This window comes from Enterobacter cloacae complex sp. ECNIH7, from assembly GCF_002208095.1.
Classification (GTDB): Bacteria; Pseudomonadota; Gammaproteobacteria; order Enterobacterales; family Enterobacteriaceae; genus Enterobacter; species Enterobacter cloacae_M.
Genome location: NZ_CP017990.1, coordinates 1 through 14,974 on the forward strand (window position 1 = coordinate 1; position 14,974 = coordinate 14,974).

Annotated in this window: 13 protein-coding genes; 5 read left to right on the top strand and 8 right to left on the bottom strand. The window is 55.6% G+C overall.

Features of this window, described 5'->3' with window-relative positions; all coding sequences use genetic code 11:
- Positions 1–152: 152 nt before the first annotated feature.
- Together WM95_RS00005 and mdtD are read left to right on the top strand one after the other, a co-directional pair.
- A complete protein-coding gene (locus WM95_RS00005) occupies positions 153–860 on the top strand; it encodes a FadR/GntR family transcriptional regulator (protein WP_023309775.1) in 708 nt (235 codons plus the stop codon).
- Complete coding sequence (mdtD, locus tag WM95_RS00010; protein WP_063409700.1) at positions 857–2,290, top strand: multidrug transporter subunit MdtD; 1,434 nt, start codon at positions 857–859, stop codon at positions 2,288–2,290. The genes WM95_RS00005 and mdtD overlap by 4 nt, the downstream gene beginning before the upstream one ends.
- Here the strand turns inward: mdtD and rbsR are convergent.
- From rbsR to kup, 7 genes are all read right to left on the bottom strand, one after another.
- Entirely contained in the window at positions 2,256–3,248 is a 993-nt protein-coding gene (gene rbsR / locus WM95_RS00015; RefSeq protein WP_074166196.1) for a ribose operon transcriptional repressor RbsR, read from the bottom strand. The genes mdtD and rbsR overlap by 35 nt on opposite strands.
- 3 nt (positions 3,249–3,251) lie before the next feature.
- Positions 3,252–4,181, bottom strand: a complete 930-nt coding sequence (gene rbsK / locus WM95_RS00020) for a ribokinase (RefSeq protein ID WP_063409704.1) — start codon at positions 4,179–4,181, stop codon at positions 3,252–3,254.
- A gap of 106 nt (positions 4,182–4,287) precedes the next feature.
- Positions 4,288–5,178, bottom strand: coding sequence for a ribose ABC transporter substrate-binding protein RbsB (rbsB, locus tag WM95_RS00025; protein WP_023333911.1), 891 nt, complete (start codon positions 5,176–5,178; stop codon positions 4,288–4,290).
- 27 nt (positions 5,179–5,205) lie between these two features.
- Positions 5,206–6,171, bottom strand: coding sequence for a ribose ABC transporter permease (gene rbsC / locus WM95_RS00030; protein WP_006808742.1), 966 nt, complete (start codon positions 6,169–6,171; stop codon positions 5,206–5,208).
- A gap of 4 nt (positions 6,172–6,175) precedes the next feature.
- Positions 6,176–7,681, bottom strand: coding sequence for a ribose ABC transporter ATP-binding protein RbsA (gene rbsA / locus WM95_RS00035; protein ID WP_023309779.1), 1,506 nt, complete (start codon positions 7,679–7,681; stop codon positions 6,176–6,178).
- Between the two features lie 7 nt (positions 7,682–7,688).
- On the bottom strand, positions 7,689–8,108 hold the full coding sequence (gene rbsD / locus WM95_RS00040; RefSeq protein ID WP_003862392.1) for a D-ribose pyranase: 420 nt from the start codon (positions 8,106–8,108) through the stop codon (positions 7,689–7,691).
- Between the two features lie 197 nt (positions 8,109–8,305).
- On the bottom strand, positions 8,306–10,174 hold the full coding sequence (gene kup / locus WM95_RS00045; protein WP_023309781.1) for a low affinity potassium transporter Kup: 1,869 nt from the start codon (positions 10,172–10,174) through the stop codon (positions 8,306–8,308).
- A gap of 222 nt (positions 10,175–10,396) precedes the next feature.
- Here kup and ravA point away from each other — a divergent pair, with 222 nt between their 5' ends.
- Entirely contained in the window at positions 10,397–11,893 is a 1,497-nt protein-coding gene (gene ravA / locus WM95_RS00050) for an ATPase RavA (protein ID WP_023309782.1), read from the top strand.
- On the top strand, positions 11,887–13,338 hold the full coding sequence (gene viaA / locus WM95_RS00055; protein WP_045354611.1) for an ATPase RavA stimulator ViaA: 1,452 nt from the start codon (positions 11,887–11,889) through the stop codon (positions 13,336–13,338). Before ravA ends, viaA begins: the two co-directional genes overlap by 7 nt.
- Here the strand turns inward: viaA and asnA are convergent, their stop codons facing one another.
- Positions 13,339–14,331: an aspartate--ammonia ligase gene (asnA, locus tag WM95_RS00060; RefSeq protein WP_047173125.1), complete on the bottom strand. Its 993-nt coding sequence runs from the start codon at positions 14,329–14,331 to the stop codon at positions 13,339–13,341.
- 151 nt (positions 14,332–14,482) lie between these two features.
- On the opposite strand from asnA, the gene asnC reads away from it, so the two are divergent.
- On the top strand, positions 14,483–14,941 hold the full coding sequence (gene asnC / locus WM95_RS00065) for a transcriptional regulator AsnC (RefSeq protein WP_023333916.1): 459 nt from the start codon (positions 14,483–14,485) through the stop codon (positions 14,939–14,941).
- The last annotated feature ends 33 nt before the right edge of the window (positions 14,942–14,974 follow it).

Sequence of the window (14,974 nt, forward strand, 5' to 3'; positions counted from 1 at the left end):
CAAGAGGAAATTAAAAAAAAGTTTCCATCCGCGTTTTTTTTCACCAACAGAGGTGAAATCGAGCTACAAATTGTTCTATTTGATGTATCTGCAACCACAATCACATTCGAGGTGGCATAATTATCAGCATGAATCTTTAAGGAATAAAAGCGATGCCATTAAGCGCACAACAGCTGGCCGCCCAAAAAAACCTGTCGTACGTGCTGGCAGAAAAGCTGGCTCAGCGGATTTTAGCGGGTAAATATGCCCCGGGCAGCATCCTGCCGGGTGAGATGGAGCTGGGTGAGCAGTTTGGGGTGAGCCGTACCGCCGTTCGCGAAGCGGTGAAAACCCTGACGGCAAAAGGCATGGTGCTTCCACGCCCTCGTATTGGCACACGCGTGATGCCACAGAGTAACTGGAATTTTCTCGATCAGGAGCTGCTCTCCTGGTGGATGACGGAAGATAACTTTCACCAGGTCGTCGATCACTTTCTGGTGATGCGCAGCAGCCTTGAACCTCAGGCATGTCTGCTTGCCGCCACGCTAGGAACTGCAGAGCAGAAAGCACAGCTTAACGCGCTGATGGAAGAGATGGTGTTCCTGAAAAAGCACTTCAACCGCGAACGCTGGGTTGAGGTTGATATGGCCTGGCATGAACACATCTATATGATGAGCGCCAATCCGTTTCTCACCTCTTTTGCCTCTTTATTTCATTCGGTGTATCACACCTACTTTACCTCTATTACACAAAACGAAGTGGTAAAACTGGATTTGCACCAGGCGATAGTAGATGCCATCCAGGAAAGCGACGGGCAGCGAGCCCTGAGTGCGTGCCAGGCACTGCTGGCCGCGCCAACCCACCAGCAGGTAAATAAATGACAACGAAAAAAGCGCGCAGCATGGCCGGATTGCCGTGGATTGCAGCCATGGCGTTTTTTATGCAGGCACTGGATGCCACCATCCTCAACACAGCGCTTCCCGCTATTGCGCAAAGCCTTAACCGCTCCCCGCTGGCGATGCAGTCCGCCATCATCAGCTACACCCTGACGGTCGCAATGTTAATTCCGGTCAGCGGCTGGCTGGCCGACCGCTTTGGCACCCGCAGAGTTTTCATGCTGGCCGTAACGCTCTTTACGCTCGGTTCACTGGCCTGTGCGCTCTCCTCATCCTTAACGGAGCTGGTTATCTTCCGCGTATTGCAGGGCATTGGCGGCGCGATGATGATGCCGGTGGCGCGTCTTGCCTTGCTGCGAGCCTACCCCAGGAGCGAACTGCTTCCCGTGCTCAACTTCGTCACCATGCCGGGTCTGGTCGGCCCGATTCTTGGCCCGGTACTCGGTGGCGTGTTTGTCACCTGGGCAAGCTGGCACTGGATCTTCCTGATTAATATTCCAATTGGCGTTGCGGGGCTGCTGTATGCCCGCAAATATATGCCGAACTTCACCACGCCAAGGCACAGCTTCGACATGGGAGGCTTTTTCCTGTTTGGCCTGAGCCTGGTGTTATTCTCCAGCGGAATGGAGCTGTTTGGCGAGAAGATCGTCGCGACGTGGTTAGCGCTCTCCGTTATCCTCTGCGGTATTCTGTTATTCCTTCTTTATATACCTCACGCGCGCCGTCACCCGACGCCGTTAATTTCCCTGGGGCTCTTTAACACCCGAACGTTTTCAGTTGGGATTGCAGGAAACATTGCGTCTCGTCTGGGGACGGGTTGCGTACCGTTCCTGATGCCATTGATGCTGCAGGTGGGTTTCGGCTACCCGGCCCTGATTGCTGGCTGCATGATGGCACCCACGGCAATGGGCTCAATTCTGGCAAAATCAACCGTGACACAGGTGCTGCGCTGGTTTGGCTATCGTAAGACGCTGGTTGGCGTGACGGTCTTTATCGGTCTGATGATTGCGCAGTTCTCGCTGCAATCCGCCGCGTTACCCGTCTGGATGCTGATCCTGCCGCTGTTTGTGTTGGGCATGGCGATGTCGACGCAGTTCACGTCGATGAACACCATCACCCTCGCCGACCTGACTGACGAGAACGCCAGCAGCGGCAACAGCGTGCTGGCGGTAACGCAACAGCTGTCGATCAGTTTAGGGGTTGCCGTGAGTGCAGCGGTGCTGCGGTTTTATGAAGGTTTTGACAGCGCAAATACCGTTGAGCAGTTCCACTATACCTTTATCACCATGGGCGCACTTACCGTGGTATCGGCGCTGGTCTTTATGCTGTTAAAACCGAAAGATGGCCGAAACCTGATTAAAGAGCGTCACAAAGAGAAAGCTAAACCGAACCGCGTTCCATCAGAACAGGAGTAAGCTGCAGGCGTTGCTGTTGCAGCGTGGGCTGCGCCATACGGTGGATCAACACATCGATGGCCAGCTCGCCCAGTTCATCTTTTGGCTGATGGATCGTGGTCAACGGCGGCGTCATGTAGCTGGCCAGTTCGATATCGTCATAGCCAATGACCGCCATATCATCAGGCACGCGTAGCCCCGCCTGATACAACGCCTGGTAGGCACCAAACGCCATCGCGTCGTTACCAATAAACACTGCCTGCGGACGCGACTTTAGCGCCAGCAGTTTCTGCATCGCCTCGAAACCGCCGTTAAATTCAAAATCACCGGTGATTCGATAGCCATCAGGAATGGTAAGCCCCGCCCGTTCCATGGCGGAGAGATACCCTTCCAGACGCAAACGCGCCGGAGTTTTATCCAGCGGCCCCGTAATACAGGCAATGCGAGTGTGTCCTTTATCAATCAGGTGCTGAGTCGCCATATCACCGCCCAGCAGGGAGTTATCCTGAATGAGATCGCTGGTTCCGTCGAACGGCGCCCAGTCCATCATCACGGTGGGAATCGAAGGATAGCGCTGGATGATCTCTTTCGAGGGCTGGTGCGTTTCGGTGCAGAGCAGCAATAGTCCGTCGACGCGTTTTTGCATCAGCGTTTCCAGGTTACGATTCATGCGCTGCTCGTCGCCCTCGGTATTGCACAGCACCAGGCTGTAGCCACGCTCGAAGCAGCTACGCTCCACGCCGCGAACCAGTTCTGAATAAAAGGGATTGGTACTGGCGGTGATCAGCATACCGATGGTGCGCGTCTGGTTGAGCTTAAGGCTGCGCGCCAGCGCAGACGGCGCATAGTTGAGTTCTTTTACCGCAGCTTCAACTTTCCCCCGAATCGCCTCGCTGACGAAGCGATCGTTGTTTATAACGTGGGAGACCGTCGAGGTAGAAACGCCCGCCATGCGGGCGACATCTTTCATTGTGGCCAAGCGTTACCCCTGCTGACTTAAGAATTCATCGATCTCTTTACGCCACGGAACGGAAGGCTGGGCGCCTTTGCGCGTCACCGCAATCGCGGCAGCAGCGTGTGCGAAGCGAATAGCGTCATCCATTCTCTTGCCTTCCAGCAGCGCGGTGACCAGTGCACCGTTAAAGGTATCTCCCGCTGCGATGGTATCAATCGCTTTGACCTTAAAGCCCGGCACGCGACGGCCTTCGCCATTGACGCTTGCCCACACTCCACGGCTACCAAGGGTGATAATCACGGTGCCGATGCCCTTATCATGCAGTACACGCGCGGCTCGCGCGGCATCGTCATCATTTTCTACGCGAATACCCGTCAGCTTTTCGGCTTCGGTTTCGTTCGGCGTAATGATATCCACCAGCGCCAGCAGCTCGTCTGATAATACACGGGCTGGGGCCGGGTTAAGTACGACAGTGGTATGATTTTCATGCGCAATTTTCGCGGCGGCCAGCACGCTTTCAACCGGTGACTCCAGTTGCATGAGCAGGGCTTCCGCTCCGGCAATAATTCCGTGTTGTTCTTCGACGCGTTCTGTCGTCAGCGCAGCGTTAGCACCCGCATGAATACCGATGACATTCTCACCTTCAGCATTGACGAAAATCAGCGCCACGCCGGTCGATTCCCCTGCAACCACGCTGACCGGTGCGATATCAATGTTGTCGCTCGCCAGCTGTTTGCGTACGCGCTCACCGGTATCGTCATCACCCGTGCAGGCGATAAACGCAATATTCGCCCCGCTGCGACCGGCAGCGACGGCCTGGTTGGCGCCTTTACCGCCAAATGCCACCTGATACTGGTTACCCGTGACGGTTTCGCCCGGTGCAGGGAACGATTCAAGGTTAAGAATGTGATCGGCATTGATACTGCCAAGGACGACGAGGTTGCCTGCGGTTTTCATGGTTGGGTTGTCCATCTGAGAGCGCCACCGGTGTTACCCGGTGGCGTATGCCACACTTTTCTTTATTGGTGTCCCTCAGGCAGCCAGCGACTGCCTGATTCGCCTTTTACTGCTTGATGACCAGCTTCAGGTCAACTGGGTATTTAGCCTGAACTTTTTCGCCCTTCAGCACTTTGTCGGCAGTTTCAACGCCAGTTGCGCCAATCTGCTCAGGCAGCTGAGCGATGGTCGCAGCCAGTTTGCCATCGTTTACTGCTTTTTCACCATCCGGCGTGCCGTCAAATCCGACAACCATCACATCAGATTTACCTGCGGTCTGCAGGGCACGCAGCGCGCCGAGCGCCATTTCGTCGTTCTGTGCGAACACGGCCTGCACGTCAGGATGCGCGGTCAGCAGGTTCTGCATAACGTTCAGACCTTTAGTACGGTCGAAGTCTGCCGGCTGGCTGGCCAGCACGTTGAATTTGTGTGCAGCCACTGCCTGCTGGAAGCCTTCACCACGCTCGCGAGCTGCGGAAGTTCCGGCAATCCCCTGCAGTTCGATAACTTTCGCGCCTTCGCCGGCTTTCTTCGCGATGTAATCACCGGCGATTTTACCGCCCAGCACGTTATCAGAGGCAATGTGGCTGACCACTTCACCTTTAGACGCCTGACGGTCCAGGGTGATTACCGGGATCTTCGCCTGGTTTGCCATTTTAACGGCGTTACCGACGGCATCAGAATCGGTTGGGTTGATCAGCAGAATTTTGGTGCCGCGAACGGTTAAGTCCTGAACGTTAGCCAGCTCTTTCGCCGGGTTGTTCTGTGAATCCAGCACCACCAGGTTGTAGCCCAGTTTGTCCGCTTCTTTCTGCGCACCGTCCTTCAGGGAGACGAAGAACGGGTTGTTCAGGGTAGAGACAACCAGCGCGATGGTGTCTTTCGCCATGGCGTTAGCACTTACGGTTGCGCTCAGCGCGACAGCAGAAACCAGGGTAGCCAGTTTTTTCATGTTCATATCTAAGATGTCCTGTAGTGTCGTCAGTTACTGTTTTTTGTTGTCTACCAGTACCGCCAGCAAAATCACCACTGCCTTAACGATCATCTGGTAATAGGAGGAAACACCTAACAAATTCAAACCATTATTCAGGAAACCAAGAATCAGTGCGCCGATCAATGTCCCAACAATGCGACCTTTACCGCCCGCAAGACTCGTACCGCCCAGAACCACTGCCGCGATAGCATCCAGCTCATAACCCGTCCCTGCCGTTGGCTGCGCGGAGGAGAGGCGCGCCACTTCGATGATACCTGCCAGCGATGCCAGCAGACCGCACAGGGAGTAAACGATAATTTTGACTTTATTAACGCTGATACCGGACAGGCGCGTTGCCGCTTCGTTACCGCCCAGCGCGTAGATATAACGACCCAGACGGGTGTGGTGCAGCATGTACCACGCCGCCAGGAAGACGATAGCCATGATCCAGACCGGGGTCGGAACACCCAGCGGGCGACCAATACCGAACCAGCCAAACAGATCGGCGTTATCGGTAAAGCCGGTATTGACCGGGCTGCCGTTGGTGTACACCATGGTCACACCGCGCAGCAGCAGCATCATCACCAGCGTAGCGATAAACGCCTGAACGCGGCCTTTTGCGACAATCACGCCGGTTACGGCACCAATCGCCGCGCCTGCCGCCAGGGCCGCGGCCACGGCCACCAGCGCGTTGACTTCAATGCCGACAATCGAAGCGGCGATCGCGCCGGTGAGCGCCAGCAGGGAACCGACGGACAGATCGATACCTGAGGTCAAAATCACCAGCGTCATGCCGACCGCCATAATGGCGTTCACCGATGTTTGCTGCAGAATGTTGAACAGGTTATTAACGGTGAAAAAGTTCGGGCTCATGGTCGATACAATCGCGATCAGCACCAGCAGGGCAATCAGCGATTTTTGTTCCATCAGCCATGCCTTTGTGAAATAGCGGCGACCAGAAACAGCCTGGGTAGTCATCTTCTTACTCCTGATTCACGCGATTAAGCTTGCCCACAGCGGCAGCCATCAGAACTTCCTGGGTGGCCTGCTCGCGAGTGAATTCACCGCCGAGATGCCCTTCATGCATGACGATAATGCGATCGCTCATGCCTAATACTTCTGGCATCTCGGAAGAGACCAGAATGATGCTCAGACCGTCGGCCTTGAACTGGTTAATCAGCTGATAGATCTCTTTCTTCGCGCCCACGTCCACGCCGCGGGTTGGCTCGTCGAGGATCAACACTTTCGGGCGCGTCATCAGCCCGCGCGCAATCGCCACTTTTTGCTGATTACCGCCGGACAACAGGCCAATCGCCTGCTCCATCGACGGGGTTTTGACGTTAAAGAGGCGGATAAAATCGCTCACCGCCTGCTGCTCATCTTTATGCTTCAGGCTACCGCCGCTATGGCTGAAATAGCGCAGCGCGGTCAGGGACATGTTCTCTTTAACCGACATCCCCAGCACCAGGCCGTCGCGTTTGCGGTCTTCGGAGATATAAACGATGCCGTTCGCCAGGCCATCCTGCGGAGAGCGGGTGACCACTTCATGACCGTCGAGGGTGACATAACCGCTGGTGCGCGGCAGTGCGCCGTACAACACTTTCATCAGCTCGGTACGCCCGGCCCCCATCAGGCCCGCCACGCCCAGGATCTCGCCCTGGCGCAGGGTAAAGGTCACGTCGTTCACACCCGGACCGCAGAGGTTGTCCACCTTCAGGCGGATCTCACCCGGCGCTTTCTCCAGATGCGGATACTGATCTTCGAGCTTGCGTCCCACCATCATTTCGATGAGCGTATCTTCGGTCAGCGTGGCGACTTCGCGCTCGGCAATAAACTGCCCGTCGCGGAAGACGGTGACGTCATCGCAGATTTCGAAGATCTCTTTCATGCGGTGAGAAATATAGACAATCCCGCGCCCCTGCGATTTCAGCTCGCGGATCACGCGGAACAAGGATTCGGTTTCGGTGTCGGTCAGAGCGTCGGTGGGTTCATCCATAATGATGACCTTCGACTCAAAGCTCAGCACCTTCGCAATTTCCACCATCTGCTGATCGCCAATGGACAGATCGCCTACCAGTCGGTCGCTCTTAAAGCGCAGGTTCAGCTTCGCCAGCAGCTTGTCCGCTTCGGCATACATGGTTTTCCAGTCGATTTTGCCGAACCGGTTAACAAACTCGCGGCCGAGGAAGATGTTTTCCGCAATGGTGAGCTGCGGGATCAGGTTCAGCTCCTGGTGAATAATGCCGATGCCCGCTTCCTGAGAGGATTTCGGGCCATTGAAGGTGGTCTCTTTCCCCAGCCAGACGAGTGAACCGGCATCGCGTTGATAGATACCGGTCAGCACTTTCATCATGGTGGATTTGCCGGCACCGTTTTCGCCCACCAGCGCCATCACGCGCCCGGGGTAGACGTTCAGCGCCGCGCCGGAGAGGGCTTTTACGCCCGGGAACGACTTATCGATCCCTTTGAGTTGCAGTAATGCGTCCATGATGGCCTCAGAAGGTGACGCCAGCACAGAGAATGATATTCGCATACGGGGAACACTCACCGCTGCGAATCACCGCCTGACTGTCTGCGGTTTGTTGTTTGAACTGTTCGTGCGTCGTGTAACGAATTTCTATGGTGTTTCCCTGGTGTTGTTGCAGTTGCTCAATATGGCTGAGCAACGTTTCGTGGAGTTGCGGATTATGTTGTTTAATTTCCGCCGCGAGAATGGCTGCCTCAACCTGCATCTCCGCCGTCACAACTTCCAGTACCTGCATAAACGAGGGTACACCCTGCGTTAACGCCATATCGATACGGGTTGTGCTGCGCGGAACCGGTAAGCCTGCATCGCAAACCACCAGCGTATCGGTATGCCCAAGACGGGAAATAACCGATGAGATTTCTGAGTTGAGTACCGTGCCTTTCTTCATTTTCTTGCTCCACTAGCGAAACGTTTCGCTGACGTCAGTTTAATCTCAAGAATGTTCAGAAAACCATCATGACGTAACAGATTTGTGATCGACGTCGAAACGTTTCGCTAAGTGAAATGCAGAGACAATTATTGTGGGTTGGCGTGGGGTTTGGTAGGCCGGGTAAGCGAAGCGCCACCCGGCATTTTCAGAAGGGATTAGATCTCGACCTGCGTTCCCAGCTCAATCACGCGGTTAGGCGGGATCTCAAACTGGTCAGGCGCGCGCAGGGCGTTACGCTGCAGGATGAGGTACAGCTTTCCGCGCAGACGCAGATACCACGGTCGCTTGCCGATGATCAGCGACTCGTGCGACATAAAGAACGACGTCTCCATCATCCGGCAGCTCAGCCCTTCCAGGCCGCAGCGGTGGAACACCTCTTCCACGTTTGGCGTTTCGCGCCAGCCGTAGCTCGCAACAACGCGCCAGAATGTCGGCGAAAGCTGCTCGATCTGAACACGACGCACGTTGTGAACATAAGGCGCATCTTCGGTGCGCAGCGTCAGCAAGATCACGCGCTCGTGCAGCACTTTGTTGTGCTTGAGATTATGCATCAGCGCGAACGGGATGACGTTCAGCGCGCGAGACATATACACCGCCGTGCCCGGCACGCGGACCGGCGGGGATTTCTCCAGCGAAGCGATCATCGCCTCCAGGGAGTTACCGTGCTCATGCATGCGGCGCAGCAGGCGGAAACGCTCGCTTTTCCAGGTGGTCATGACAATGAACATCACCAGACCCAGCGTCAGCGGCAGCCAGCCACCGGAGACAATCTTGTCGAGGTTCGCAGAGAACAGCGGCACGTCGATGCACAGGAAGCCCACCAGAATCATCGCCACGAGGAATTTATTCCAGTGCCAGTTTCGGTACGCCACCGTGGTGGAGAGAAGCGATGTCAGCACCATCGTACCGGTTACCGCAATACCGTACGCCGCCGCCAGGTTACTGGAGTGCTCGAAGCTGACGATAACAATAACAACAGCGAAATAGAGGAGCCAGTTAACGAACGGGATGTAGATTTGGCCCGACTCCATCTCTGAGGTATGGATGATGCGCATTGGCGAGAGATACCCCAGACGCACGGCCTGGCGCGTCAGAGAAAACACGCCGGAAATCACCGCCTGGGAGGCAATGACGGTCGCCAGCGTCGCCAGGATAAGCATCGGCACCAGCGCCCAGTCGGGCGCCAGCAGGAAGAACGGGTTCTTGATCGCTTCCGGGTTTTTAAGCAACAGCGCGCCCTGACCGAAGTAGTTCAGCACCAGCGACGGCAGTACCACAATAAACCATGCCACGCGGATAGGCAGTTTCCCGAAGTGGCCCATGTCAGCATACAGCGCTTCCACACCGGTGATGGAGAGCACAACCGCCCCCAGCGCCACGAAGGAAACCACTTTGTATTCGAGGAAGAAATGCACCGCCCAGTAAGGGTTAAGCGCATGCAGCACTTCCGGATTCGCGATAATGCTGCGTAAACCAAGCGCCGCCAGGATCAGGAACCAGGCCAGCATAATCGGCGCGAACAGTTTGCCCACCAGCCCTGTACCGTGCTTCTGGATCATGAACAGCAGCGTCAGGACAATAATGGCCAGCGGAACCACCCATGAATCAAGCTGCGGAGCGATAATCTCCAGCCCCTCAATCGCCGACAGCACCGAGATAGCCGGCGTTATCACCACTTCCCCGTAGAAGAAACTGCCGCCAATCAGGCCGATAATGACCAGCACAGAGGTCATCCTGGCCGAGGTATTACGTCCGGCAAGAGACATCAGGGTCAGGATCCCACCTTCACCTGCGTTATCAGCACGCATAACGAAGGAGAGATATTTAACGGAAACCACCAGGATCAGCAGCCAGAAAATGAGGGACAGGAAGCCAAACACGGCATCGCGTTCAACACCAAAACCAAACTGGCCGGACAGACATTCACGAAGCGTATAAAGCGGGCTGGTGCCGATATCACCGTAGACAACCCCGATCGCCGCAAGCGTTATTGCGGGTAATGATTGCTTATTATCAGTGCTCATAGACTAGTCTTTTCGTTTAAATAACAAATGTGTTCCCGGTCCCTTGGCCCACAAAAAGCGCACAGTATGCACGATTCATTGCAAAATCGTACCCCTAAATGCAACCGCATTAATGTAGCGCAAAGAAAATTGCGCCGCACTTCAGTCTATTACCAGCCCTGACTGAAACGTCTATACTCGCTTCAATTGGCCGCCACGACGGCGAAAGGATGCAAAACTATTATGGCTCACTCACATTTATTAGCAGAAAGAATTTCCCGCCTCAGCAGCGCGCTGGAGAAAGGCCTTTTCGAGCGTAGCCACGCCATCCGCCTCTGCTTACTGGCGGCGCTGAGCGGTGAGAGCGTATTTTTGCTGGGACCGCCGGGCATTGCCAAAAGCCTGATTGCCCGCAGGCTAAAATTTGCTTTTCAGAACGCCCGCGCCTTCGAATATCTCATGACCCGGTTTTCCACCCCAGAAGAAGTTTTTGGTCCGCTCTCCATTCAGGCATTGAAAGATGAGGGGCGCTATCAGCGTCTGACTGAAGGGTATCTTCCGGAGGCTGAGATTGTTTTTCTCGATGAGATCTGGAAAGCGGGGCCGGCTATTCTTAACACCCTCCTCACGGCGATAAACGAACGTCGATTCCGTAACGGCGCCAGTGAAGAGAAAATCCCGATGCGCCTGCTGGTGGCCGCCTCTAACGAACTGCCTGAAGCCGACAGCAGTCTGGAAGCGCTGTATGACCGTATGCTTATCCGTCTGTGGCTGGACAAAGTGCAGGATAAGTCCAACTTCCGCTCCATGCTGGTCAGCCAGCAGGATGAAAGTGAAAACCCGGTATCCGCTTCGCTGCAGGTGACGGATGAGGAGTATCACCAGTGGCAGCAGGATATCGGCAAAATCAAACTGCCTGACGCCGTCTTCGAGCTGATCTATCTGCTGCGCCAGCAGCTTGATCTCATCCCTTCAGCGCCCTATGTCTCCGATCGCCGGTGGAAAAAAGCGATCCGCCTGCTGCAGGCGAGCGCCCTGTTCAGCGGCCGTGATGCCGTTGCGCCAATCGATCTGATTCTGCTGAAAGATTGCCTCTGGCACGATGCAGAAGGCATGAATCTGATGCAGCAGCAGCTTGACGTTTTGATGACCGGACACGCCTGGGGACAGCAGGCAATGCTCAACCAGCTGGGAGCGATTGCCCAGCGGCGCATCCAGCTCCAGCAGCAGCAAAGTGATAAAACCGCGCTGAAAGTGAATCGCCTTGGGGGCATGTTCGCCCGCAAACCGCACTACGAGCTTCCCGCGGATCTGACCGGCGCAACGCTAACGCTGCTGCTCCAGCAGCCGCTTAAACTGCATGATATGCAGGTGGTGCACATTACGATTGAGCGCGAGGCGCTGGCGCAGTGGCTGGATAAGGGCGGAGAGATCCGAGGAAAACTCAACGGCATTGGTTTCGCGCAGCCGCTGAATATGGAAGTGGACAGCAGCCAGCACCTGGTGATCCGCGACGTCAGCCTCCAGGGATCGCGTCTTGCGCTGCCGGGAACCGCTTCAGATAGCGTGCCGGAAGAGATCAAGCAGCAGCTGGAAGCGCTGGATACCGAATGGCATCAGCAGCACACCCGCTTTAGCGAGCAGCAAAAATGCCTCTTTATTCATAGCGACTGGTTAGGTCGCATCGAAGCCAGCCTGCAGGACGTCAGCGCGCAGATCAAACAGGCGCGTCAATGCTAACGCTCGATACGCTTAACGTCATGCTGGCCGTCAGCGAGGAGGGGTTGATCGAAGAAGTGGTCATTACCCTTCTGGCGTCGCCGCAGCTGGCGGCGTTTTTTGAAAAATTTCCGAAGCTAAAAAAGGCGATGACGGACGATCTGCCCCGCTGGCGGGAAAATTTGCGTCAGCGGTTCAGGGAGACCGAAGTTCCGCCTGAGTTAACGGAAGAGGTGGCCTGCTATCAGCAGTGCCAGCGGCTCTCCACGTCGCAGTTTATCGTCCAGCTCCCGCAAACCCTGACGTTGCTCAATAACGTCCACTCTCCGTTTGCCAGCCAGGCCCGGGCGCTGGTCACGGATAACGCCACCTTTACACCCGCACTGCATACCCTCTTCTTACAGCGCTGGCGCCTCAGCCTGGTGGTTCAGGCCACAACGCTGAACCAGCAGCTGCTGGATGAAGAGCGTGAACAGCTGCTCAGCGAAGTTCAGGAACGTATGACGCTGAGCGGCCAGCTTGAAGAGGTGCTGGTAGAAAATGAAAACGCCGCCGGACGTCTGTGGGACATGAGCGCCGGGCAGCTGAAGCGCGGTGACTACCAGCTGATCGTGAAGTACGGCGACTTTCTAACGCAGCAGCCCGAGCTGATGAAGCTTGCAGAACAGCTGGGGCGCTCAAGGGAGGCAAAGTCGGTCCCAAAGAAAGATGCCCCGATGGAAACCTTCCGCACTCTGGTGCGCGAACCGGCTACCGTGCCTGAGCAGGTCGACGGGCTCCAGCAGAGCGACGACATCTTACGCCTGCTGCCGACCGAGCTAAGCACGCTGGGGATGACCGAGCTGGAGTATGAGTTTTATCGTCGGCTGGTTGAAAAACAGCTTCTCACCTACCGACTGCACGGTGAAGCCTGGCGCGAGAAAGTCAGCCAACGGCCGGTCGTCCATCAGGATTTTGATGAACAGCCGCGCGGGCCATTCATTGTTTGCGTGGATACGTCCGGTTCGATGGGCGGGTTTAACGAGCAGTGCGCGAAGGCGTTCTGTCTGGCACTGATGCGCGTGGCGCTGGCCGATCGCCGTCGCTGCTTCATCATGCTCTTCTCCAGCGAGGTGGTGGGCTATGAGCTGACGAACCAGCAGGGGATCGAGCAGGCAATCCGCTTTCTGAGCCAGCGCTTTCGCGGCGGCACGGATCTGGCCAGCTGCTTCCGCAGTATTGTGGAGCGTATGCAGGGCGGCGACTGGTACGACGCTGACGCGGTGGTGATTTCCGATTTTATTGCCCAGCGGCTGCCGGATGACGTGGTGAATAAGGTGAAGGAATTACAGCGGGTGCACCAGCACCGTTTTCACGCGGTGGCGATGTCAGCCCATGGAAAACCCGGCATCATGCGCATCTTCGATCATATCTGGCGCTTTGATACCGGGCTGCGTAGCCGCCTGCTCAGACGCTGGCAGCGTTAATTACAGAAGAGAACCGACGCTTTCACGTACCTGCTGCGGCCAGACGCCACACTGAACCTGACCGATATGGGGTAATTGCAGCAGCAGCATGGTTAAACGGGACTGGCCGATACCGCCGCCGATCGTCTGAGGCATTTCACCGCGCAGCAGCGCCTGGTGCCACTCGAGTTTGAGACGATCTTCATCACCGGTGACCGCCAGCTGGCGCTTCAGCGCGTCGGCATCCACGCGGATCCCCATAGATGAAATCTCGAATGCGTCTTCCAGTACCGGGTTCCACACCAGAATATCGCCGTTCAGCCCGGCAAATTCGCCCTCACCTACAGTGCTCCAGTCATCATAATCCGGTGCGCGAACGTCGTGGCGTTTGCCATCAGACAGTTTGCCGCCGATACCGATCAGGAATACTGCACCTAATTCTTTAGCGATCGCACGCTCGCGACCTTTAGCATCGAGATCCGGGAAGCGGCTCAGCAGCTCCTGGCTGTGGACAAAGTGGATCGTATCCGGCAGGAACGGTGCCAGACCAAACTCTTTGCTCACGGCCGCTTCGGTTGCTTTGATCCCGGCGTAGATCGCCTCAACGGTGGATTTCAGCGTACCGACGTGGCGTTCACCATCACCCATTACGCGCTCCCAGTCCCACTGGTCAACGTAAACGGAATGAATCGGAGAAAGGCGGTCTTCATCGGGACGAAGGGCTTTCATGTGCGTGTAGAGCCCTTCGCCCGCGCTGAAGTCGTGTTGTCCCAGAGTTTGACGCTTCCACTTCGCCAGGGAATGAACCACTTCGAACTGAGCGTCTGGCAGCGTTTTCACTTTTACCTGTACCGCTTTTTCGCATCCAGAGAGGTTATCCTGCGTCCCGTCACCCACGCGGCTCAGAATCGGCGCCTGAACTTCAATAAGGCCAAGCTTCTCTTCCAGCTGGCGGGAAAAATGGGATTTTACGAAACTGATCTGGCGTTGTTTTGCGATGTAAGCGGTTTTCATTATTTATACTCCTGCGTCCTGTTGATATTGATTAAGCAACAGAAATGGCATCATATTCAATAACTCATCAACAAAAAGCCACCTTCACTTTTGATTCGATAAAATTAAACGCTAGAATAGGGTGATTCATTAATCCTCATAAGAAAAAACTATGGAAAATTATCAGATCGACAATCTCGACCGCGGCATTCTGGAGGCGTTAATGGCCAATGCCCGTACCGCCTACGCCGAGCTGGCAAAACAGTTTGGCGTCAGCCCGGGAACCATTCACGTCCGCGTAGAGAAGATGAAGCAGGCGGGGATCATTACCGGCGCACGCATTGACGTCAGTCCTAAACATCTGGGTTACGACGTCTGCTGCTTCATCGGCATCATTCTTAAAAGCGCCAAAGACTACCCTTCCGCCCTGGCGAAGCTGAACGCGCTGGATGAAGTCACCGAGGCGTATTACACCACCGGGCATTACAGCATCTTTATTAAAGTCATGTGCCGATCCATCGACGCCCTCCAGCAGGTACTTATCAACAAGATCCAAACAATCGATGAAATTCAATCCACCGAGACGCTGATCTCCCTGCAAAACCCGATCATGCGTACCATCCGCCCGTGATCGGGCAAATTCATTCCCACATTTTCCACAGGT